The organism is Faecalibacter sp. (genome assembly GCF_057177045.1).
The window spans coordinates 300,976-324,832 of the sequence record NZ_CM169987.1 but is presented as its reverse complement, the minus strand read 5'-3'; the positions used below and the strand labels follow the sequence as shown (position 1 = coordinate 324,832).

The following is a 23,857-nucleotide window of genomic DNA, read 5'->3' as shown; positions in this document are numbered from 1 at the left end:
CGCCTAATAATTATTACTAGACGCTTTTTTATAAAAATGTTACAGACTTGGGTTATTTAATTTCGCTTGTTGTGGAATCTCGATGGTATAACGAACATCATTCGGTTGTAGAATATATTCGTTACCACTGATCATATGAATAATTTGTTTTTGATTGGCTCTTCTTAAATCAAACCAACGATGCCCTTCTAAAGCAAATTCGCGATTTCGTTCCTCCAAAATGAAATCCATCAACGCAGAATCGTTCATTGTTTCGATTGAAGCTTGAATTGTTTCAAATCCTTCACCAGTATAACGTTTAGCTAAAAATGGTTTTAAGATTGCTTTGGCTTCCGTTAATTGATTTAATTTCAATAAAGCTTCTGCTTTAATCAAATACAATTCACTGACTCTGAAAGACATTCGGTAATCTGAGCTTCCTCCTTTTAAGATTTTATAGCCATCCCAACTGCTTTCGAAATATACACTGAATCGTAAATCCGTAGCTTGATCATAGCTTTCAATCAATTCAGGAGAAGCTGTAGCCATATATTTTAATGCACTATTGAAATTATTATCCAATGCCATAATTCCTTCCACTGAAGTATAATGGTTTGGTAAAGAAGATGCAGCATTTAAATCAACTAGTTCATCGGAAATGTTTAAAGCTTGATTTGCACTGGCTAATGCCTCTTCCCAATTTTGTTGGTATAAATAAATTCGCGCTTTAAAAGCTTCAAGTGCTTGTTTCGAGAATCGATAATTGATGCCTAACGTTTGGCGCACCTCAACCATTAAAGCTGAAGATTTTTCAATATCAACATGAATTTGATCGTAAATCTGTTGCACGCTCGAGGGAGCAACTGCTGCTTCTAAATTTAATGCTAAAACCAACGGCACCCCACGATCTGTTGCAGCCGTAGTCGCGTTATAGGGTTTACCGTATAAATTAATCAAATCAAAATAAGCATACGCACGTAATGCATAAGCTTCCGCTAAGATTTGATCTTTTTCTGCCGAATCAGCCATTGTATTTACCCCTTCATTGATAATTTGGTTCGCGTAAAAAATAACTGAATAAAACGCCTCCCATTGAAATTGAGTAGTCGCTTGATCCGGATTTACATCCTTCCACATGGCAATTTCACGGTAAGAAATAAAATCACTTGAATATTCATCCAAGATTAATTCATCGGTACGAATGGCCGTTAATGACTTGTGTTGTGGATATTTAGAGTAAGCCATCGTCAATACTTGGCGGTAATCTTCCACCGATTTTGGAATGACTTTTCCGTCTGGTTCTATATCAAGATAATCATCGCAACTGATGGTTGAAAAACTTACAGCTACAACGCTTAATAAAACAATTAATTTCTTCATCTTAGTTCTTAAAATGTTAGGTTAAATCCTAGTGTTACTGATTTTGCAATGGGTTGAGCATATATGTTTCCATACGTTTCTGGATCGAAATAGCCATTGTACCCATTACTGATGACAAATAAGTTACGTCCTTCTACACTCAATTTTAAACTTTTTACTCCAATCGATTCAGAGAAACGCTGTGGCAAATTATACCCTAAACGGATGCTTGTAATGCGTAAATAACTTACTTCTTTTGCCCAAATATCCAATAAGTTATATGCATTTGCTCGGTTTCCAGCAAACCATTTGTTGGTCATCCAAGCATCATCATCCCCCATTAAAGGACTCGTAATTCCTGGTAAGGTCTGACCGGCTTCTAAAATAGCATGTGTATAATTTCTACCTGGATCTACTTCCATTCCGCGGTATGCAGGCGAACTCATAATGGTTTGTTTAAAATTGAAAGCTGCCGAAACATTTAAATCAAAATTATGCAGTTTAAACGTATTGATAATACCTCCTGTAAATTTTGGATCTCTATTTCCGATATACGTAAACAAACCTCTTAATTCTTCACTTGATAAATTAGATTCTGCTATTTCTCCTGGGAAGAAATCTGCATACAAATCATATAATTTAAAGAATTCATTGGCTGAAATTTTTTGATCACCTTTCCAAAACATTGGATTACCATTGGCATCTAATCCTGCTGTTTTTAAAGCAAAAACCGCATTCACCGGTAAACCAACACGCGATGGCAATGTGCTGTTAGCGCTTACATTCTCTTGTAAAACTTCGCTTTTGTTATGAGTAAAATTAATGGTTGTGGTCCATTTGAAATTTTTGTGATCAATATTACGTGTCGTTAAAGCAATTTCGTATCCACGGTTTGAGATTTCTCCCCAATTGACCATTGTATAAGCAAAACCTGTTTCTAACGGCGTTTCTCTCATACTGATCATATCTGTTCCTTTACGATCATATACATCCACCGTTAAATTAATGCGGTTACGGAACATGCCTAAATCCATCCCCAAGTTCACATTGGTTGTTTTTTCCCAACGTAACTTGTTGTTCGGTGGATTTAAAGCTGCAATGGTAGACTCTTTTCCTCCTGGTAAAATTGTAGCATCTCCATATTCACCAATAAAGAAAGGTGAAGTATTGCGGTCGATATTACCTTGTAATCCGTACGATGCACGAAGTCTTAAGTTGGAGATAAAATCAAGATTTTGCATAAACTCTTCTCGCGAAACTAACCAAGAAGCCGAAGCTGCCCAAATTGGTAAATATTTATATTTTTTATCTACTCCAAATAAGTTTGTTCCATCATAACGTACACTTCCAAACACAGTATACTTTTTATCTAAAGTATACGCTGCCGTGGCAAACATTGAGGCATAAGCATTGATGACCGCTGGTGATTCATCATACGTTTTGAAACGAGGATCAGTTGCTGAACTTGAATTTGGAAATAAAATTGGAGAAGATTCTCGTGTAATTGGATTATACCCAAAAGCACGTGTTAATACAGTTTGATCCGTTGTTCTTCTTAATTCTGTTCCCGCCATGACATCCAACTCGTGACGATCATTGAATGTTGTGTTGTATGTTGCTTGTAATTTCCAATTGTATTGAAAATATTCGTTATTCCAATTCTGTTTGACGTCTCCATCCGGCAAAAAGTATTGATAACCCGATTGGTAGTAACGCGAATTTTCTTTCAATTTTCGTGTATAATACGTTTCTTGAGCCGCATACTTTTCAGTATTGTTACGGTCGTATTGCAAACCAAATTGAGAACTTACATTTAATCCTTTTGCAATTTTATAATTGACATCAAAAATAGCTTTTAATGCTCTATTTTTTAAGGTATGGCGTGTATTATTGCGTTCTTCGATAAAGTTAAAAGGAATGTATCGGTCTTCGTAACCATCAATGTCTTGATCGTAGCGGTAACTTCCATCGGCATTGTAAGGTGATAAATACGGATTTGCATTGCGCGAATAATTCATCGGATTAATCGCTGCATCAGCATCCGTTAAAAATGAATTACGATCGCTTGAAGTCGCGAATAACGAAATTCCTGCCGTTAAACGATCGGATACATTAAAATTATTTTTTATCGTTAAATTGTAACGTTCAAAACCTGTCCCAATCGTTGTTCCTTGTTCATCGTAATATCCTAATGACACATAATAATCGGAAAGGTCAGAACCTCCTGAAACACTTAAACCATACTGTTGGTTGATGGCATTTTGATAAAGTAATTTACCCCAATCCGTCGTTTGTTGACGTAAAGCATTAATTTGATTTAACGTTGCTCCATCAATCCCTGCTAATCCACCCGAGCGGTAGGCGTCCAATTGGTTGTTGCGTTGTAAGATGCGCATCACTTCCCCTTTATCTGTACGATACGTTAAATCATTACGGCCCGCTAACATTAATTCTAAATCAACCTTTTCAGAAGCATTTAAAAGATTTAAACGATCAAAATCTGGTCGGGCATTGATGAATGTATTTGCAGAGAAATTGACTTGCATTTTTCCACGTTTCCCACGTTTCGTAGTAATTGAAATTACACCATTGGCTGCTCTCGCTCCATAAATTGCCGTTGCTGCAGCATCTTTTAAAATGGTAATTTCCTCAATATCATTTGGATTTAATCCAGCAATTGAGAAATTCTGCAATTGATCGATATTGTCTTTATCCGTAAAATTAGGCACATCACTACCTTCTAATGGTAACCCATCAATTACCCATAAAGGGTCTTGAGCACCATTTAATGAAGCCGTACCACGAATACGTATTTTTGTTGCTCCCCCAGGAGAACCTGTTTCTGGCGTAACTGCTACTCCGGCAATCTGACCGGCTAATAATTGATCGACACTTGCAACACCTGCTTGTTGAATGTCGTCCATTTTCACCGTTTCTATGGCAGAAGTTAATTTTCTTTTCTCAATTTTTTGGTACCCTGTTAAAACCACTTCTTGTAAAGCATTCGCTTCTTCTAAAAGTTGTTCGACAGAGCGTAAACTGATGGTAATATTTTTTTCGTCTGTTGAAAGTTGAATCAAACGTGATTCGTATCCCAAATAACTGATTAAAAGTGATGATGTATTGGCTGGAATTTCTAAAACAAAATTCCCTAATTCGTCGGTTACTGTACCTACTGTAACACTTTCGATGATTCCATTTTGTCCTGTTTGTGTTGAAACAGATTGGGCTTCAACCTTAATCGAAGCACCTGGAATCCCTGTGAAAGTTTCTTCATCTTGGACAGTTCCCGTAATCACTTTTTTCTCTTGTGCAAACGATAAACTTGCAGCTAAAAGAGGTAGTAAGAGTAATTTTTTATTCATGTGTGTTACTTTAAAGCTTCTTTAATTCTTATGATTAGGTCGGTATAGTGTGCTTTTGTTGCTTGATTTCCTTTATTCTTTCTTTTCTCAACCAATTCAAGAACGCGTTGCAACTCCGCTCTTTTGTAGGTCGTAACTTCGGAAACACGTTTCATCGACGTGTAGTTAATGTTTCGTGCTGCACGGTCTTCGTGTAAATGGTTACAAAGTGTAGGGGTTTGTAAATTTTCGTTAACCGTTAAACCTACAACAGTTGTTTTTTCAAATAATTTATTGGTTGAAACAATTAATGCATCCACATAATTTTTCTGAGTCATGCGATCCAAAATGTCCAAATTGGATTTCTTTTTGAAAACTTCAGTTCGAACTTGATCAAATAAATTTTCGACCGTATATATCTCCGATTGAGCTGCATTTTGTTCGTGATACACTTCATTTTCCAATAAACGAAGTAAACGTTCGTCATTAAATAAAGCGTAAATCACGCTGTATTGCATTTCACGCGCTAATGTGTAAGGGGTTTGTTCGTAGGGACCCATAGGCGAATTTTTGATGGCATAGGTCTTCTCGATCACCTCATTAAAGAATAACCATTTTGGAATATTCATCACGTGACGATTAATGTAATCCACTGCTTTACGTTGCATATTCGCATTTACGGGTTCGTACGCTTTCTTTTGGTCCCCAAAAACAGGTTGATTTAAGTATACCCCACCAACATTGGCCATCACATGATTCGTATACGTATCCCACTGCCCAATCGTACCAAAATATAATTTACCTGCATCAATATAAGTTTGGTCTTTTTCCTGTGTCCAGTTTAAAATATTTTCAGCCACACGTTTTAGGTTTTTCATTCCATATTCACTGGCTAAAACGGCATCATTCCCTAAGTCTTCAGATTGAGCACGAGGATCGATTGTATTCGTGTAACTTTGTTGCTCTCCGTAGAAATACAATGGATCATCTTGATGTTTCTCAATCATGGCTTTTAAAGCTGTTTGCTCTTTTTCTGTATTTGGATACCAACGATACCCCCATTCAATGGCATACTTATCGTATACACCAATTTTAGGAGTAATAGCTGTCACTCCATCTTCAGGCTGTGCGACATAATTGTATCGTGCATAATCCATAATAGATGGTGCTGTTCCACCCATTTTATCCGTAAATTCTTTTGAACGTAAAGATTCTACGGGATAGGCAAAAGATGAACCCATATTATGTTTTAACCCAAACGTATGCCCTACTTCGTGTGACGAAACAAAACGGATCGCTTCTCCCATATGCTCGTCGCTAAATTTATTACCACGGGCCTTTGGATCAATTGGACCAGTTTGAATACGCATCCATTGGTGCAAAGAAGTCATTACATTATGCCACCAAATGATATCTGCTTCGATAATTTCACCACTTCTTGGATCCACTACCGAAGGCCCCATTGCATTTGATTTTGGTGATGCTGCATACGTAATAACTGAATAGCGAACATCATCAATATCAAAATCAGGATCGTTTGGATCAGCCTCTTTGGCTTGGATGGCATTTTTAAATCCCGCTTGTTCGAATGCAATTTGCCAATCGTGAACACCATCAATGATTTTTTGTCTCCATTGTGGAGGTGTCGAAGGATCGATATAATAAATGATTGGTTTCTTTGGTTCTACCAATTCTCCGTTTAAATATCTGTCGACATCTTCTGGCTTTGGTTCCATACGCCAACGGGTAATGAAACGTTGGTCTTCCATCTGATGTTGTTGGTCATTGAAATGCCAATGTTTTTCTGTGAAATAACCCACTCGAGCGTCTGCTAAACGAGGTTGCATCGGCACTTCTGGTAATAAAACTAAATTGCTGGTAACCCCTAAAGTCACTGCTAAATCAGTTCCTCCTTCATTCACCGAAGTTGTTAATTGTGATTTCACAACAATATTTTCTGGAAACGTTTTAACTTTTTCGATGTAGGATAAATTGGATTTGATGGATCCTCCTAATCCCGTATTCGATAATACATCATTAAAGCTTTTTTGGTTCCCATCAAAAATTTTATTGACTTTTACCGCAACTGCTGTCGAATCGTTGTTTTGCGCTTCAATGTCAAAAACTTCAATCACTGATTCCGAAAAATTATCTTTAACGGAAGCTGTAATAGCATCCATTTGAGGAGATGATGCGATTGGATTAATGGTTTTTACCCAAATCTTTTTGGCTTTGGTATCTTTGTAAAAACTGATGACTTTATTTTCATAATTCATCCCTTTGTTTAATCCCGCTTCATTCACTTGCATTGGAACTTGCGATAATTTATTGACCACCAAAAACTGTCTCCCCATTAAACTGTCTGGAATTTCAAAATAGATATCCGTGTTGACTTCAATGACATTAAAAAGACCTTTTTTATAGGTTCCTTTTTTGACTAATTCGTCAATTGATTTGGTCTTTTTAGAACTGGTTTCGGTCTTTTCTTTTGGATCTTTGTCTTTACTTTTTCCCTCTTTATCTTGTGCAGTTACCCCTGCAGCATTTAAAAGAATTCCTAAACACAATAGATAGTGGTAATTTCTTATCGGCTTCATATGCTTCGACTTGCAAAAATTATTTTGTATGGTCTAAACTTAAGAGGAATAAAATCATACGTCAATTTTTACAGAGTGAATGGTTTATTTTGGGGAGTGAATGGATAATCGTTACTCTAAAAGTGGGAGAATGCAAATAAATTTCCCATTTACGATCTTGTTTTGAAAAGCTTCTTCTCCAAAAAAACGATAAAATTCATTCAAATATTCGGTTCCGAATTGCACGTTATTTTCCGAATATTGAAGGGGTTGGTAGGTATTGGTCACTATGATTTGGTTTCCGTTTCCTTCAATCAAAATTTCTAACGGTTGAGCAACCGTCGCAATATTATGTTTGATGGCATTTTCGATGACCAATTGTAAAGCGAGATAGGGAATTTTTTTTTGTAATAATTCTTGATCTTGAATGTTGATTTCAAAACTTAATTCTTCCTGAAAACGATCTTGTTGAATGGCTAAATAATAGCGAATAAAATCAAGTTCTTTTTCAACCTTTACCAAATGATCTTTTGGAGGCACGATCAAATAACGATAGATCCGTGCAAGATTCATTGTAAATCGTTGTGCTCTTTTGGGATCCATCGAGATGATCATGTATAATGTATTCAATGAATTGAATAAGAAATGCGGTTGAATTTGATTCTTTAATTGCTCCAATTGATTTAAAGCATTTTCTTTCACCATTTTTTCGTGTGAAATTAAAAGGGCATTTTTTTCATTTAAAATGGTTTGCTTTTCCTTATCCGCTTGACGCGTTACCACATTAAAAAAGATTAAAATAATACTCACCAGAAAGATTGTTACTGCGAAAATAATCAAAACATAACGTTGTGTGGGACGTACATTTTCATCAACAATAAAATCCAAATGCGCCACAGCGACATAACCATCAAACCCTGGGATTTGAAGCGGTTTTATAAATCGAGTAATCGCTGTATTGGTTAAAAACTCTGAGATAGCTTTGTGTTCGGAAAATGCAAACGTTTTATTCGTAATCATCGTATCCTGAGGTTGGATGGATGTAAAATCAAATACATTTTTACCAATGAAATTTTCATCGGGGTGAGTAATACAAATCCCATCTTTATCGAACACAAATACATAATTTTGGCTATTCTGATTAATTTCCGCAAAGTATTGGTGCAAATCGAAAAGATTCAAATCAAAACCGTAATATATGATTTGACCATCCTCTAGACGTAAAGAATCGTACAATCTCCATTTTAATGCATTTTGCTCCGTATAGATATTATGTTTAAATTCTAGTTTATTCTTCCACCAATGTTGAATTGGAAGTCGATGTTGCAATTGAATTTGATTTATCGTCTTTAACTGTTCTTGTTTTTGAGCCCAATTCGAAGTCTCATTTTCAAGAATATGATGAACCATTTTTTGTTCTTGGACAATACGATTAAATTCAAATTGAACAATTTCGTATTTGCTTAAAAAACTTTTACGTGTAAATTCCTCGTTATTTTTGATGCTTTCTTGGGTCAACAAGTAACTTAATATAACGAGTGCCGATAATGTGATTCCGGCAATTAGAAAAATAATAAAGTAAATGGATTTAGCCGTTAATCGTTTGGAAAAATAACGCATAGCGAAAAGTAGTCGTTGAGTTGTATGATTGAAGGTGCAAAAATAGTTGGTCTAAAGGATTATTTATTGAAAATGTGCAAAGTTTTGAGCATAAAAAAAGCGACTTCTAAAGAAGTCGCTTTGAAATATATCAAATATTTATGATTAAGCGTGAATTGCACGGTTTCCTGTAGCAGCTAAAGCAGCTTCTTTAATTGCTTCTGAGAACGTTGGGTGAGCGTGAGACATTCTTGTGATATCTTCTGCAGACGCGCGGAATTCCATTGCTGTAACTCCTTCAGCGATTAAGTCAGCAGCACGAGCACCGATGATGTGCATTCCTAAGATTTCGTCTGTATTTTTATCAGCTAATACTTTAACGAAACCATCAGTATCCATAGAAGCACGAGCACGTCCTAAAGCAGCAAATTTGAAAGATCCAGATTTGTATTCAATTCCAGCTTCTTTTAATTGCTCTTCTGTTTGTCCAACTCCTGCAACCTCTGGCCAAGTATAAACAACACCAGGGATTAAGTTATAGTTGATGTGAGGTTTTTGACCTGCTAAGTATTCAGCAACTAAAGTACCTTCTTCCTCCGCTTTGTGTGCTAACATTGCACCAGCAACAACGTCACCAATAGCGTAAATGTTTGCCACATTTGTTTGTAAGTGACCGTTTGTTTTGATACGACCTCTTTCGTCTACTTCGATTCCTACATTTTCTAAACCTAAAGAACCTGTAAACGCACGACGACCTACAGCAACTAATGCGTAATCTCCTTCGATTGTTAACTCTTCACCTTTTTTAGATGTAGCCGTTAAAGTTACATTATCTCCATTGTTTGTTACAGAAGTAACTCCCGTTGAAGTATGGAATTTCATTCCTTGTTTCTTTAAGATTTTAGTTAACTCTTTAGATAATGCTCCGTCCATTCCTGGAATTACACGGTCAGCATATTCTACAACAGTTACTTCAGCTCCTAAACGTAAGTAAACAGAACCTAATTCTAATCCAATAACACCACCACCGATAACGATTAAATGTTTAGGAACTTCTGGTAATTCTAACGCTTCTGTAGAAGTGATGATTCTTTTACCGTCTGTTGGAGCGAAAGGTAATTCAGATGATACAGATCCAGTAGCGATAATTGTATTTTTCGCTTCAATTTCTTGAGTAGATCCGTCAGCTGCAGTAACCACAATATGAGTTGCGTCTTTGAATGCACCTGTACCTTCTAAAACATCAATTTTGTTTTTGTCCATTAAAAATTTAATTCCAGAAACTGTTTGATCAATAACTCCTTGTTTACGAGTGATCATTTGTCCAAAATTAACTTTAGGCGCTTCGATTTCGATTCCGTGCTCAGCAAAGTGCTTCACTGCATCGTGGTAGTGGTGAGAAGAATCTAATAAAGCTTTTGATGGAATACAACCAACATTTAAACATGTACCACCTAATTTATTTTTTTCGATGATCGCAGTTTTAAATCCTAACTGTGCGCAACGAATAGCTGCAACATATCCACCAGGTCCAGCACCGATTACGGCAACATCATAAGAACTCATATAGTTTATATTTAATTTATAAATTTTATTAAAACGATACAAATATAAAGCATCTATAAAGAATTGTGATAATAAAATCACTGAATTTTATCTTGTTAAGATTTATTCTTACACTCTAATTTAAGCATTAAAAATCAAAACATTGTGTGACTTATTTTAATAGATAGCGAAAATGTTTCTTTATATGAGACAAATCATTTTGATAAAACGCGAACTATTTTCGTAAAAAAAATTCCTTTCTCCGACGAGAAAGGAATTGATGGATTATAGGAAATAATTTACCATTTAATTAATACTGATCCCCAAGTAAATCCAGCACCAAATGCTGTCATTAAAACGGTATCACCTTGTTTTATTTTTCCTGCAGCTTTCGCTTCACTTAATGCAATTGGAATAGATGCGGCTGTAGTATTCCCGTATTTCTGAATGTTATTGAACACTTTTTCATCTGGAAATCCCAATTGTTTTTGCACGAATTGCGAAATTCTTAAGTTCGCCTGATGTGGAACAAATAAATCAACATCTTCAGGTTTTAATTTCGCTTCTGTTAATGCTTCTACAATAGATTCAGGGAAACGAGTTACGGCATGTTTAAAAACGTAATTCCCGTTCATGTGTGGATATAATTCTTTTTTGGTAATCCCATGATTTTCTTCAAATAACAAATCCGACCATCCTAATTTTGTCCCTGGGAAAGTCACTGCTAACTCTTCGGCATATTCACCTTCCGAGTGCATATTGGTTGAAATAATTCCACGATCTTCTTCGGTAGCCGATACAATTACTGCTCCTGCTCCATCTCCAAAAATAACCGAAACGCCACGACCTTCATCAGACATGTCTAATCCAAATGAATGAACTTCGGCTCCAATGACAAGAATATTCTTATATTTTCCGGCTTTAATAAAAGCATCTGCCGTAGATAAAGCATACACAAATCCCGAACATTGGTTACGAATGTCCATAGCTCCGATGGTTTTACACCCCAATGCTTTTTGAACTAATACTCCATTTCCAGGAAAATAATAATCGGGTGATAATGTAGCGAATAATATAAAGTCGATATCTTGTGCAGTAAGTCCCGCATCTTTTAAAGCATTTTCTGCTGCTTTTACTCCTAAATCAGTTGAAGAAATTTTTGAACCTGGTTCGATATGTCTACGTTCAACAATACCTGTACGTTCCTGTATCCATTCATCATTCGTGTCCATCACTTTAGCCAAATCGTGATTAGTAACCACTCGCTCTGGGACATAATGTCCAACACCTGTAATAATAGCGTTTATCATTCTTTTGCGTCTTTTCAATTCCTACAAATATAGAATTTTCTTTAATTCATGTATAAAATACACTCTAAAAATATCTCCTCATTAGATTTATAGCATTATTTAGCCGTCTTATTGATTCGACTTTTGATTATACCATTGGCGATGATGGAAAGAATCATAATGGCTGTAGCAATGTAAAATTCAGGATGCATTTTCTCTGATTCACCAAATACAATGCTTGCTAAAATTATCCCATATACAGGTTCTAAATTAACATTCAGTAATATCGTATAGGGTGTAAAATATTTAAAAAGATTAACCGCTTCTATTTGAGCAAAAGCTGTAAAAACAACACCTAAAAGAATCAGCCACAAAAAATTACTCCATCCTACATGCACAACTTCTTGAAACAAATTCGTGTCTAATCCAAACATGATGAGATTTATGGTTAGAAAACCACCAACCATTTCATAAAATGTAATGCTTGAAGAGCTGACCTTCTCCTTGTAAGTAGAATTTAGGACAGAAAATAAAGCCGATAGAAAACTACAAATAACACCATATATGATTCCCAATTTATATTCTGGTGAGGCTTGAAATATCCATACAATACACGCAGAAACAATCAAGGAAAGCACAATTTCTGATACGACAACTTTACGTCGAAATATAATAGGTTCGATGATGGAAGTAAATAAAGCTCCTAATGAAAGTGTACTTAAGGCGATGGCTACATTGGATACTTTAATCGATTGATAAAATGTAAACCAGTGCAATCCTACAATTCCTCCAATCGCTAATAATTGAATAATATATTTCTTTTGTATTTTAATACTTTTTTTAGTGTATTGGATATAGATAAAAATAGCGATTGCTGCAATTGACATTCTAAACCATACCATAGGTAATGAAGAAATGGTAACAAGTTTACCAAATAATCCTGTAAAACCCCATAATAATACTAAAAATTGAAGTCGGAGCTGGACTTTAGAAAGCATAAATTGTAAATTTAATTGGGGCTAAATTACAAGTTATGGAGCATATAAACTTCTATTGGATTAAAAATTGAAATTAATAGTATAAACATCTATAACTTTCCTTTAATTCATCTACAAATCATCTCCACGATTTCTTATTTAAAATTAACTGAAATGCTATGATCCAAAATAAGAATATTCGCATCCATTGGTGATGGTAATGCAATATTAAGTTAACATTAAATCTTTGATTCTAAATCATCAAATTTTATTTAAACATTATTTTTACTACTCTATAAATCAACATATGGATTTTACAATTTTTTTACAACCCGATGCATTGGTTGCATTATTTACCTTAACAATGTTAGAGATTGTATTAGGTATTGATAATATTGTGTTTATATCAATTTTAGCTGGTAAACTACCTCAACATCAGCAAAAGAAAGCTCAACAATTAGGACTTTTCTTAGCCATGTTTACTCGTGTCATTTTATTATTTTCATTAAGTTGGGTCATGAGTCTTACCACTCCACTGTTCAATTTAGGAAGTTTAGTGGGGATTTCAGATCCGGATTGGTTGGAAAAATTAGCCATTTCTGGTCGTGATTTAATTTTATTAATCGGTGGACTATTCTTAATTTATAAATCAACCGTTGAAATTCATCATAAGATTGAAGGCGTTGTAGAAGAAGAAGGAAAAGTTAAAGTGCATTCTTTCGCTGGAACCATTGTACAAATTCTAATTTTAGATATAGTGTTTTCATTGGATTCAGTAATTACAGCAGTAGGAATGGCCGACCAAATTGAAGTAATGATTGCTGCCGTAGTGATTGCTGTTGCAGTAATGATGTTATCTGCTTCTACAGTTTCAAAATTTGTAAACGATCATCCAACTGTGAAAATGTTAGCACTATCGTTTTTATTACTTATCGGAGTCTCATTATTAGCGGAAGGATTTGACCAACACATTTCAAAAGGATACATTTACTTTGCTATGGGATTCTCTGTTTTGGTGGAATTCTTAAATCTTAAGATGAAGAAGAACCATAGTAATCCAGGAGTGGTACGAAACATTGTTGGAGATGCGGATGAACAGAATAAAAATTTATAATTTTACAGACCTCTTCGGAGGTCTTTTTTATTTCTTATGAGTTTAGATCAAATTAAATTAGTGGTATCTGATATGGATGGAACTTTATTGCGTTCGAACCACGAATTAAACCCTGAATTTTATACCATTTACAACCAATTACAAGCAAAGGGAATTCAATTTGTTCCTGCAAGTGGAAGACAATTTTATAGTATTACCAGTTATTTTGAAGAACAAAAAGATTCAATGCCAATTATTGCAGAAAATGGAACCTATGTAACTTTTCATGGAGAAGAGGTATTTGTGGATGAATTGGATTTGGAAACGGTTCATACTATCATTCGCAAGACAAGAGAAATACCAGGAGCTAACTTAGTATTAGCTGGAAAAAATGCCGCTTATATTGAGTCAAATGATGAAGAGTTTATTGCATATTTTCAGCATTATTATACCAAAAATATTCGTGTGGAAGATTTAACAAAAATCGAAAATGAGCAATTCATTAAGATTGCTATCAATCATCCTCATGGTTCAGCCCAGCATATTTATCCTTATTTAAAAGGATTTGATCAAAATGATTTAAAGATTGTAATTTCTGGTGAAGTATGGCTTGATATTATGAATATTGATACGAACAAAGGAAAAGCCTTAAAGGAATTACAAAATCAACTTCAAATCACGCCAGAGCAAACCATGGTTTTTGGTGACTATATGAATGACATCGAAATGCTAAAATTAGCAAAATACAGTTATGCGATGAAAAATGCACATCCTGATGTCAAAAAAATTGCCCATTTTGAAGCTCCTACAAACGATGAAGATGGCGTCTTACAAGTTCTAAAAACTTTACTATAATTTATAGGGGCTTAATCTTTTAAGCTCCTTTTTTATATCGGATAATTTTAATGTTAAATCAAAATTTTAACATCAATTTATTCAAATCTATTCATTACTTTCGTGCGAAAGTCCTACTACTATGAAATGCCTTTATAAAACCTTAAAAATCACTGCATTTTCCTTTTTATTACAAGGGATAATAGGTTGTGATTATTTCCCTGAAAATTCAATAGAACGGGTAATTCCAACTAAAATTTCAAGTCCTATTACAAAATCCAAACCAGAAGGTCAACATACGGATATTCCTCTGGACTCAAACGAATTGAAAGTTGATTCTATCCCACACCAATTACCGATTGATTCTACGAAAAATTACGTGTATTTGACTTTTGATGATGGCCCTTTTAAAGGAAGTGAAAAAATCAATAAAATCATTAAAGAAGAACAAGTGAAAGCAACCGTCTTTATTGTCGGAATGAATGCTTATACTCAAACACTTCAAAAATATTTAAAAGATTACGAAGAAAATGATTTGATTGAAGTATCTAATCACACGTATTCACATGCTAATCGTAACCGATTTAAAAGTTATTATGATCAGCCAGAATTCGTATTACGCGATGTAAAAAGGAATGATAGTATTTATCGGTTTAAGAATCGATTTGTACGATTACCAGGAAGAAATGTTTGGCGATTAGGAAAAGATCTAAAAAATGATCATGATCTTGGCTCTCGTTTATCCAGTGACTTTTTAGCAAAAAATCAATACTATATTTTAGGATGGGATTATGAATGGAATAAAACACATAAGAATCATCCTTTAAAGAATCCTCAAGATATTTATAATGGAATTGTAAAGCGTCTAGAAAATAAAGAAACTTTTAAAGAAAAACATTTGGTTATTCTTATGCATGATGATATGTTTGATAATCATGAAGATGCTGAACAATTACGTCGTTTGATTCGATTAATAAAAAACAATAAGAATATCATTTTAGAAACAGCTTCAAATTATCCTATTTCTTTAAGCTAAAATATAAAGGTTAAGCAATAGCTTAACCTTTTTTCTGTTTTATCTTTTTGATTAACTCCAATGTTTTTTTGTCCGTTTGCCCTTGATAGAATGTTTCGAGAGTTTTTTTGATGATCGGTTCTTTGGGTTTGATGAAATTAAATAATGTCAAACTTGATTTCAATTTCATGGCGTCATTTTTACCAAAAATCAATTGAGGTAAAGTTCCTTTGTGCATCATCAAAACTTCTAAAAGTTCTAAATAATTCCCCCATAATTCTTCATTTTGTGTAAATGCTCTTGCTTCTTCTATTGACGCAATTGCAAATTCTTTCGATGAATCACTTTTTCCTAAACCTTCTATTTGTGGAAACATAAAAACCACCCAATTGGTTTGCACTTTTCCAGCATGAATTTCCATTAATGCTTCATCGTACACAAACGATTGTGCGTTCTCGAAACGTTGTAAATTATATCGATCGTTCGGTTTCTTTTGTAATAAATCACCTAACTTCATTCGTCTTTCATTTTGTTAAGGTGCAAAGATACGATTTCAATCACATTTTAAATTTAAATTGAAATTTATGGTTCAAATAATATTTAAATATTTCATTAATTTAGTCCACAAATTCTAAATCAACACATGAAATTAACACTTCAAAAATTTGCGATAATTCTTTTATTAGCACTACTTACTACTTCGTGTCAATTTATTTCGAACACCAATAAATACAGCGAAAACTCCATTCAATTTTTAGAACAGATTTTAGATGGGAAGATTGATGAAAGCTATAACCAATTTGCGTTAGACAATAAAGCATTTGATAATGTAAATAAGGAATTATTAAAAGAAGGTTTATATCAATTTCGATTAGAAATGATTTCACAATACGGTAAAAATATTGAATTTTCATTTTTAGGAGCCACAAAAACAACCTATACTACACAGCAACAACAATTTCCGAACGTTACGGTTTTAAATATTGCTTTTGAAAATGAAACGGATTATGGGAGAGTCGAATTTATTTATGATGATAATACGGGTAAAATTCTTAATGTAGCGCCTGATTATGCAAAACAACCAATTCCTTCGATGACTTTGCATTATTTATTCATTATAATTGGATTTATAATATTAGCATTCAATATTTATATGATAGTACACATAAAGAAAAGTAATATAAAACGAAAATGGTTAGCTTACATCGGAATTATTTTTCTTAATTTTCCTACACTTATTTATAATACTACCACGGGATTAGATTTTCAATTTTTTAAATTTCAATTTTTTGGATTCGGAATCGATGCGTTGGGAACCTATTTTTCAAATGTTTTTCTTTCGATTCCTATCGGGGCTATAATTTGGTTTTGGAAATTAAATCAAATTAAAAAAGCGGAAGCATACAACCAATATGCAGAAGAATTAATAAATGATTAAAATAGAAAAAGCTCAACCATTGGTTGAGCTTTTGTTTTATACACATGTAAATTTCGAATTATCTAATTCCGTTTCTCCTGAATACGTATAAGCAACTAATTTCCCTCCTTTTGCCACACTATAATCTACGCAACAAATATTGTTTTGATACAAATTTGGTTCTCCTTTTAACCAATAATGCCCAAAGAAAATAGGTTTATCATTTGAATCATAAAACGATGCTTCTTCCTTAATTTTAATTGTTGGAATGTTACTTGATGGATGAACAGCAATTGATTGATAATCCATTCCGATTTGATTTACCCACCATTTGATACGAATATGATTTCTAACATTATCGTCGCTATCTTTAAACGTTTCACCTTCAGGTAGAGCCATTTCTTTTCCTTTTAGAGTTACTTCAATCGCATCATATAATTTAGTGGTTTTATCAGCAGCCTCCACTAATAAATCTTCGCATAGTCGATTATGCTCTAAACGAGTTTTTAAATAATCAATACTATCATAGTCCCAAGCTGCATGAACAGCTCTAAAGTTGTCTTCTTCATAAAACAAAGGCAATGTTTTGAACCATTCGATATAGGCTTCGTATTCTTTCTGATTATTTTTGAAAGCCATTAACGTATAATAATGCTGACCGATATTTTGGATGCTGTGCTTTCTTAAATGTCCACCCTTTGGATGTTTCGTATGAAAAAGAATGGCATTATACTCGTGATTTCCCATTAAAGCTTTCGCTGATCCGTGATCAACCATGGCTTTTACCAATTCTAACGTTTCTTTGATTTTTGGACCACGATCAATGAAATCTCCTATGAATAATACTGTTCTTTTTTCATCAGGATGGCTATAATACCCATTGGTATTCTTATACCCTAATTTTTGTAAAAGTTTTTCTAAATGATCTGAATATCCGTGGATATCCCCTATTATATCTAACATTTTAATAAATTTCAATAATGCATAAATGTATCATAATATTAAATATTTTAAAAAATTAAAACAAAAAAATACCTCATCAAAAACTGATGAGGTATTTCATTACTACTTGTTATAGAATATTCAATCTTACATTCTTTCTGGAACACCGATTCCTAATAAACGTAATGCTGATTGAATGGTATTGGCAACCCATTGCGATAAGTATAAACGGAAGTTTTTCACGTTTTCATCCTCTGCTTTTAATACTGAATTATTTTGGTAGAATGAGTTGAATAACTTCACTAATTCGTACACATAATTCGCAATTAAAGCGGGAGATAACTCATCTGCTGCTTTTTTGATTGTATCTTCAAAATCATTTAAGGCACGGATAATTTCTTTTTCCGCTTGATTTAATTCAATCGCATTGATATCAAAAGCTTGTGGCGCTTCTTTTCTTAATAACGATTGGATACGCGCATAAGCATACTGAATGAAAGGTCCTGTATTTCCGTTGAAATCCACTGATTCTTGTGGATCAAATAAAATACGTTTCTTCGGATCTACTTTTAAGATATAATATTTTAAAGCACCCATTCCGATTTTCTCGTATAAAGCGGCTTTCTCCTCTTCAGTATAACCGTCTAATTTCCCTAACTCTTCCGAAATTTCTTTCGCCGTTTGGTAAATTTCTTCCATTAAATCATCTGCATCGACAACAGTACCTTCACGCGATTTCATTTTACCGTTTGGTAAATCAACCATTCCGTAAGATAAGTGATGTAAAGCATCCGCCCACTCGAAACCTAATTTTTTCAAGATTAAGAATAAAACTTTGAAGTGGTAATCTTGCTCATTCCCTACGACGTAAGTTAATTCTTCTAACGTTGGATTATTTTTGAAACGCTCAACTGCAGTTCCTAAATCTTGCGTGATATAAACCGAAGTTCCATCTGAACGTAACACTAATTTTTCATCTAATCCATCAGCAGTTAAATCGATCCAAACCGAACCATCCTCTCTTTTGTAGAAAACTCCTTTTGCTAAACCGTCTTCCACGATGTCTTTCCCTAAGATGTATGTATTCGATTCGTATAAATACTCGTCGAAAGCAACTCCTAAGCGTTTGTATGTTTCTTCAAAACCAGCATATACCCAACCGTTCATCGTTTCCCACAATTGGATCACCTCAGGATCTTGTGCTTCCCATTGGCGTAACATTTCTTGCGCTTCTAAGAAAATAGGCGCTTGTTTTTTCGCTTCCTCTTCAGCCATTCCACCTTCAACCAATGCTTTGATTTCAGCGCGGTAATGTTTGTCGAATTCCACGTAGTATTTACCAACTAACTTATCCCCTTTTAACCCAGAAGTTTCTGGAGTTTCACCATTTCCGTAACGTTGCCAAGCGATCATCGATTTACAGATGTGAATCCCACGGTCGTTGATAATTTGTGTTTTAATTACATTATTACCTGCCGCTTCTACAATCTGAGAAACAGAATATCCTAATAAATTGTTACGAACGTGTCCTAAGTGTAAAGGTTTGTTTGTATTTGGTGAAGAATATTCTACCATCACTGAACGAGATTCAGCTGTTGGTACATTGATTCCGTAATTTTCATTTGATGCGTTCGGAGTAAAATCTGCTAAAAATTCAGCAGTATTCATACTCATATTCAAGAAACCTTTGACAACATTGTAAGCCGTGATTTTTCCGTTTTCTACTAAATAATCACCAATTTTAGCTCCAATATCTTCTGGTTTACCTTTTAAAGCGCGGATTAATGGGAAAACAACTAATGTATAATCACCTTCAAACTCTTTCCTTGTGAATTGGATTTCAACAGATTCAGGAGTTATTTCAAAGACATTTTGAATCGCGTCTAAAACGTATTGCGTGATTTGTTGTTTTAAATTCATTTCTTTTTGTTTATTAATCGAGTGCAAAAGTACGAAAAAAACAAGGTCAAAGCATCATAAAATTCTCCTTTTCCATTAATCTATTGCCGAATACAAAAACAATTTATGAAGAAAACTATATCTTTGCACCATGGATAATATGGATATTACATTCGAAGATTTTAATTTTCCCAAGCAATTAAATGAAGCTTTAGAAAAGCTAAACATTACTACACCTACTCCAATTCAGGTGAAAACGTATAAACCAATCTTGTCTGGACGCGATATAATGGGTATTGCACAAACAGGGACTGGAAAAACGTTAGCTTATTTATTACCTTTATTAAAAGAGTATAAATTCTCGAAATCACATATGCCTAAAATTATGATTCTTGTACCTACACGAGAATTAGTAGTTCAGGTAACCGATATATTAGATCAATTAACAGAATTCATCAACGTCCGTGTTTTAGGAATTTACGGTGGTGTTAATATCAATACGCAAAAAGAATTAATTTACGAAGGGGTAGACATTTTAGTGGGTACTCCGGGACGTGTGATGGATTTAGCTTTAAACAACGATTTACAGTTTAAAGATTTAAAGAAATTGGTGATTGATGAGTTTGATGAAATGTTAAGTTTAGGTTTTAAACCGCAATTGCGTAACATTTTCTCGATGATGAGTGAAAAACGTCAGAACATCTTATTCTCTGCTACAATGACAGACGAAGTGGATGATATGTTGCAAGAGTACTTCAATGCACCAGAAGAAATTTCGTTAGCGCGTTCAGGAACTCCAGTGGAAAAAATTGCACAAACAGCAATTCCTGTTCAAAACTTCAATACGAAGTTGAATATGCTCGTGGAACAATTAAAAGATGAATCCATTGAGAAACTTTTAATTTTCGCAAACAATAAAAAACACGCGGATGCGATTTTTGAACACATCGAAGAATTCTATCCTGAACAATTTGGTGTCATTCACTCAAACAAATCTCAAAACTATCGTTTACGTGTAATGGATGAATTCCGTCGCGATGAAATCCGAGGAATTGTAACGACAGATATTATGGCCCGTGGTTTAGACTTCCCAGACATTTCTCACGTGATCAACTTTGAAATTCCAGAAGTTCCAGAACAATACATTCACCGTATTGGTCGTACAGGACGTGCAGATCGTACAGGTAATGCCATTTCTTATTTCTCTGAAAAAGAAGAAGTCTTGTTAATCGAGATTGAAAACTTAATGGGGAAAGAAATCGAAATGATTGCTTTTCCAGACAACGTGAAAGTAAATCAATCGAAAAGAGATTTTGAGAAAGATGTCGTTAAAATGAAAAATCCTACGACTGTAAAAATCGATACAGAACGAGGTGCGGCATTCCACGAGAAAAAGGACAAAAACAAAAAAGTGAATTTAGGTGGACCAACCAAACGTAAACCACCAAAGACGAAGACACAAAATCGTGGTCAATTAAAACAAAACTCGAAAAAGAAAAGAAAATAAATCATAAAAAGCATCCGTCAGAGGGTGCTTTTTTATTTGATGAAAGTTCTATAACTTTGGTTTAAAATAGAAGGATATGTCAGAATTAAAATTCAAAACTAATATAAATTGTGGAAGTTGTATTAAATCGGTTAAACCGTTTTTAGACGAAACAGTAGGTGAAGGAAATTGGTCAGTAGATACAGAAAATCCTGATAAAATTTTAACGGTTAATACAACAGAAGAAGTGGATGATGTTGTAGAAGCTGTAACAGATGCAGGTTTTAAAATTCAAAAAATCGATTAAATACATTAATAGAAAGTCATTCAAATGGAATGGCTTTTTTTATTTGAGTTAAAATATGGAATCTTTTTTAAACTGCTAAAGTATAGTGAAAGATGGTATGAACTCAACTTAAAGTGTGAATTAAATGCGACTTAAAGGTAGCATAAACGTAGCATAAAGGCGACATAGAGGTGGCATAGAAGCGACATTATAATTGGTATCTATAGAACAACTACTTGCAATTCAGCAGCAGTAGACAGGTTGGTATACCTTAAAAGTAGTCTCAGTAAGACCTGAGACTACATTAAGAAGTTTACAAGTAAACCTTTTTATAAGATTTCTAAATTATTTTTTTGGAAAATACGTATTCTTATAAATAAAACATTTTTATTGGTGTGTTAACTTTAAGATTGAGCCTTATTTTTTTACAATTTTTTGAACCACGACTTGTCCATTGACTTCGCCTTTTACAACATAAACTCCTTTTGGTAAGGACGATACATTTAATTTCGTTCCTTCAACAACCGAAGCCTTTTGAACGAGTTGTCCATTCGAATTAAAAATTTGAACGTTTTTAGCTTCTGCTGCAAATAGAATTTCAGACGATACAATTGAATTTGCTACCAAAGTATATTTCGATTTCACCACTTCACCTAATCCTAACTCAGCTTTATTAACAAGTGAAAATTCATCATACGCTGTATTCGAATTCGAGTATGATCTTACGGCTAATTGTAAAGAAACCGCATTGGTATTGGTAAATTCAACCGTATGTAAGGTCCAATCATTAGCAGGAGCTAAATATTCATCATTCGTGCGTAAGGGATCTTCTCCTACTGTATCCCATAAATATACATTGGCACCACTTTCATCTTTTAAAAATGACCATAAACGTGCGTCGGTTCCATCACCAGTTGCTTTGTACCAAAAAGATAATACATATGTCACACCAGGCTCAATAGAAACATTTTGAAAAAAACCTGTGGTTGAAGAAGGATTTACATAACCTGCACTGTTAGAACTTTGATACCCCTCTTCAAAGATCGTTGGTACAGTATAAGAAGCTGTTGGCCCTTTTTCCCAATTCGATAAATTATTATCAAAACCAGGATTCTGAACTAAATTGGTTTGACCAAATGCTAAAGATGCTGAAATTACAGCAATTAAAGAATAAAGTTTTTTCATAATAAAAAAGTTTGTGTATGGTTAATAGTACAAATATAATAGTAAATTTAAACCAAACCAACTCTATCTTTTTAATATTCAGTATTTTAACACATATTCTTTAATGTTAAATAAACAAAAAAAACCACTCGAATGGAGTGGTTTATTAAGATTGAATTTGAATTCAATTATTTTTTTACAACTTTTGTTGTAGTTGTTTTACCGTTTTCAGTTGATTTAACAACATAAACACCAGCAGCTAAATCAGAAACGTTTACGTTTTTATTACCGTTAACTTCAAATGATTTTACTAATTGTCCATTTACATTATAAACTTCAACAGATGCATTTGCTTTTGTAGAGAATGCTGCTGTATTCGTCCAAACTGTATTTTGGATAGCTTTAACTGGAGTTAATTCAATTGAATTCATGTTCATATCCCATAATTCAATGTTATCAATTTCAATGTCAAAATTTGATTCTCTTCCCATTTTAATTGCGAAGAAATCATTACCTACTGTAGATAAGTTTAAATCATTTTTCCCTTGTAAGTTGATTGTGATTTTAACCCATTCACCGTTTGTATTGATTTGACCGTTATAATCATTTTGAGATGATCCATTAATAATTTTATTTCCTGTTACAGAAGCTAAATTATATGTGTGATATCCAGAAGCTGCTTTATATACATTTACAGATAAAGATCCTCTTGTTCCTGTAGATGTTCCTTTTAACCAAAATGTAATTTCTTTTGGAGTAAAGTTAGTTAATGATTCTTGTAAAACAGATGTAAAAATAAAAGCATTTGCATCTACAGTACCATTAATTTTTAATGAATTAGAACCATTCATTCCAGTTCCAATTCCTTGTGTTGCAGGAACGTCTGGATTAATTCCAAATGAATTTAATCCTTCTTGAAATGCAGTCCAATCTTCGAAATCATGACCAGAAATTGCAGGTAATTGAGCATTTACAGATAAAGATAATGCTGCTACAGCCACTAAAGAGTAGAATTTTTTCATAAAATATATTGTTTTTAAAGTTTTCTATTTA

The 23,857-nt window shown here is 33.9% G+C and carries 18 protein-coding genes; 6 read left to right on the top strand and 12 right to left on the bottom strand.

Annotated features, from left to right (window positions below):
- Positions 1 to 39: 39 nt before the first annotated feature.
- The 7 genes from AC1QSP_RS01450 to AC1QSP_RS01420 form a co-directional block, all read right to left on the bottom strand.
- Entirely contained in the window at positions 40 to 1,359 is a 1,320-nt protein-coding gene (locus AC1QSP_RS01450; protein ID WP_484079454.1) for a RagB/SusD family nutrient uptake outer membrane protein, read from the bottom strand.
- Positions 1,360 to 1,367: 8 nt separating this feature from the next.
- Complete coding sequence (locus tag AC1QSP_RS01445) at positions 1,368 to 4,703, bottom strand: SusC/RagA family TonB-linked outer membrane protein (protein ID WP_484079453.1); 3,336 nt, start codon at positions 4,701 to 4,703, stop codon at positions 1,368 to 1,370.
- Positions 4,704 to 4,708: 5 nt separating this feature from the next.
- On the bottom strand, positions 4,709 to 7,279 hold the full coding sequence (locus AC1QSP_RS01440) for a zinc-dependent metalloprotease (RefSeq protein ID WP_484079452.1): 2,571 nt from the start codon (positions 7,277 to 7,279) through the stop codon (positions 4,709 to 4,711).
- A gap of 111 nt (positions 7,280 to 7,390) precedes the next feature.
- On the bottom strand, positions 7,391 to 8,878 hold the full coding sequence (locus AC1QSP_RS01435) for a histidine kinase (protein WP_484079451.1): 1,488 nt from the start codon (positions 8,876 to 8,878) through the stop codon (positions 7,391 to 7,393).
- A 144-nt stretch (positions 8,879 to 9,022) separates the two neighbouring features.
- Positions 9,023 to 10,423 carry a dihydrolipoyl dehydrogenase gene (gene lpdA / locus AC1QSP_RS01430; protein WP_484079450.1) on the bottom strand — a complete coding sequence of 467 codons (1,401 nt, stop codon included), beginning with the start codon at positions 10,421 to 10,423 and terminating at the stop codon, positions 9,023 to 9,025.
- A gap of 278 nt (positions 10,424 to 10,701) precedes the next feature.
- Positions 10,702 to 11,712: a 3-oxoacyl-ACP synthase III family protein gene (locus AC1QSP_RS01425; protein ID WP_484079449.1), complete on the bottom strand. Its 1,011-nt coding sequence runs from the start codon at positions 11,710 to 11,712 to the stop codon at positions 10,702 to 10,704.
- A 95-nt stretch (positions 11,713 to 11,807) separates the two neighbouring features.
- Positions 11,808 to 12,689, bottom strand: a complete 882-nt coding sequence (locus AC1QSP_RS01420) for a DMT family transporter (RefSeq protein WP_484079448.1) — start codon at positions 12,687 to 12,689, stop codon at positions 11,808 to 11,810.
- A 286-nt stretch (positions 12,690 to 12,975) separates the two neighbouring features.
- Here AC1QSP_RS01420 and AC1QSP_RS01415 point away from each other — a divergent pair, with 286 nt between their 5' ends.
- From AC1QSP_RS01415 to AC1QSP_RS01405, 3 genes are all read left to right on the top strand, one after another.
- Positions 12,976 to 13,782: a TerC family protein gene (locus AC1QSP_RS01415; RefSeq protein ID WP_484079447.1), complete on the top strand. Its 807-nt coding sequence runs from the start codon at positions 12,976 to 12,978 to the stop codon at positions 13,780 to 13,782.
- A gap of 36 nt (positions 13,783 to 13,818) precedes the next feature.
- Positions 13,819 to 14,616: an HAD family hydrolase gene (locus AC1QSP_RS01410; protein WP_484079446.1), complete on the top strand. Its 798-nt coding sequence runs from the start codon at positions 13,819 to 13,821 to the stop codon at positions 14,614 to 14,616.
- Positions 14,617 to 14,737: 121 nt separating this feature from the next.
- Positions 14,738 to 15,631, top strand: a complete 894-nt coding sequence (locus AC1QSP_RS01405; RefSeq protein ID WP_484079445.1) for a polysaccharide deacetylase family protein — start codon at positions 14,738 to 14,740, stop codon at positions 15,629 to 15,631.
- Positions 15,632 to 15,653: 22 nt separating this feature from the next.
- On the opposite strand, the gene AC1QSP_RS01400 is transcribed toward AC1QSP_RS01405, so the two are convergent.
- Positions 15,654 to 16,127, bottom strand: a complete 474-nt coding sequence (locus AC1QSP_RS01400) for a DUF1810 domain-containing protein (RefSeq protein WP_484079444.1) — start codon at positions 16,125 to 16,127, stop codon at positions 15,654 to 15,656.
- Between the two features lie 126 nt (positions 16,128 to 16,253).
- Between AC1QSP_RS01400 and AC1QSP_RS01395 the strand changes: the two genes are divergently transcribed.
- The gene (locus AC1QSP_RS01395) at positions 16,254 to 17,048 is read left to right on the top strand and encodes a hypothetical protein (RefSeq protein WP_484079443.1); all 795 of its coding nucleotides are present in this window, start codon (positions 16,254 to 16,256) and stop codon (positions 17,046 to 17,048) included.
- A gap of 36 nt (positions 17,049 to 17,084) precedes the next feature.
- Here the strand turns inward: AC1QSP_RS01395 and AC1QSP_RS01390 are convergent, their stop codons facing one another.
- Together AC1QSP_RS01390 and argS are read right to left on the bottom strand one after the other, a co-directional pair.
- Positions 17,085 to 17,990, bottom strand: a complete 906-nt coding sequence (locus tag AC1QSP_RS01390; RefSeq protein ID WP_484079442.1) for a metallophosphoesterase — start codon at positions 17,988 to 17,990, stop codon at positions 17,085 to 17,087.
- Positions 17,991 to 18,116: 126 nt separating this feature from the next.
- A complete protein-coding gene (argS, locus tag AC1QSP_RS01385) occupies positions 18,117 to 19,889 on the bottom strand; it encodes an arginine--tRNA ligase (RefSeq protein WP_484079441.1) in 1,773 nt (590 codons plus the stop codon).
- Positions 19,890 to 20,028: 139 nt separating this feature from the next.
- On the opposite strand from argS, the gene AC1QSP_RS01380 reads away from it, so the two are divergent.
- A complete protein-coding gene (locus AC1QSP_RS01380) occupies positions 20,029 to 21,375 on the top strand; it encodes a DEAD/DEAH box helicase (protein ID WP_484079440.1) in 1,347 nt (448 codons plus the stop codon).
- Positions 21,376 to 21,451: 76 nt separating this feature from the next.
- Positions 21,452 to 21,661 carry a heavy-metal-associated domain-containing protein gene (locus AC1QSP_RS01375; RefSeq protein WP_484079439.1) on the top strand — a complete coding sequence of 70 codons (210 nt, stop codon included), beginning with the start codon at positions 21,452 to 21,454 and terminating at the stop codon, positions 21,659 to 21,661.
- Positions 21,662 to 22,057: 396 nt separating this feature from the next.
- Here the strand turns inward: AC1QSP_RS01375 and AC1QSP_RS01370 are convergent, their stop codons facing one another.
- Positions 22,058 to 22,825: a T9SS type A sorting domain-containing protein gene (locus AC1QSP_RS01370; protein WP_484079438.1), complete on the bottom strand. Its 768-nt coding sequence runs from the start codon at positions 22,823 to 22,825 to the stop codon at positions 22,058 to 22,060.
- Between the two features lie 167 nt (positions 22,826 to 22,992).
- Positions 22,993 to 23,826 carry a T9SS type A sorting domain-containing protein gene (locus AC1QSP_RS01365; RefSeq protein WP_484079437.1) on the bottom strand — a complete coding sequence of 278 codons (834 nt, stop codon included), beginning with the start codon at positions 23,824 to 23,826 and terminating at the stop codon, positions 22,993 to 22,995.
- Positions 23,827 to 23,857 lie beyond the last annotated feature (31 nt).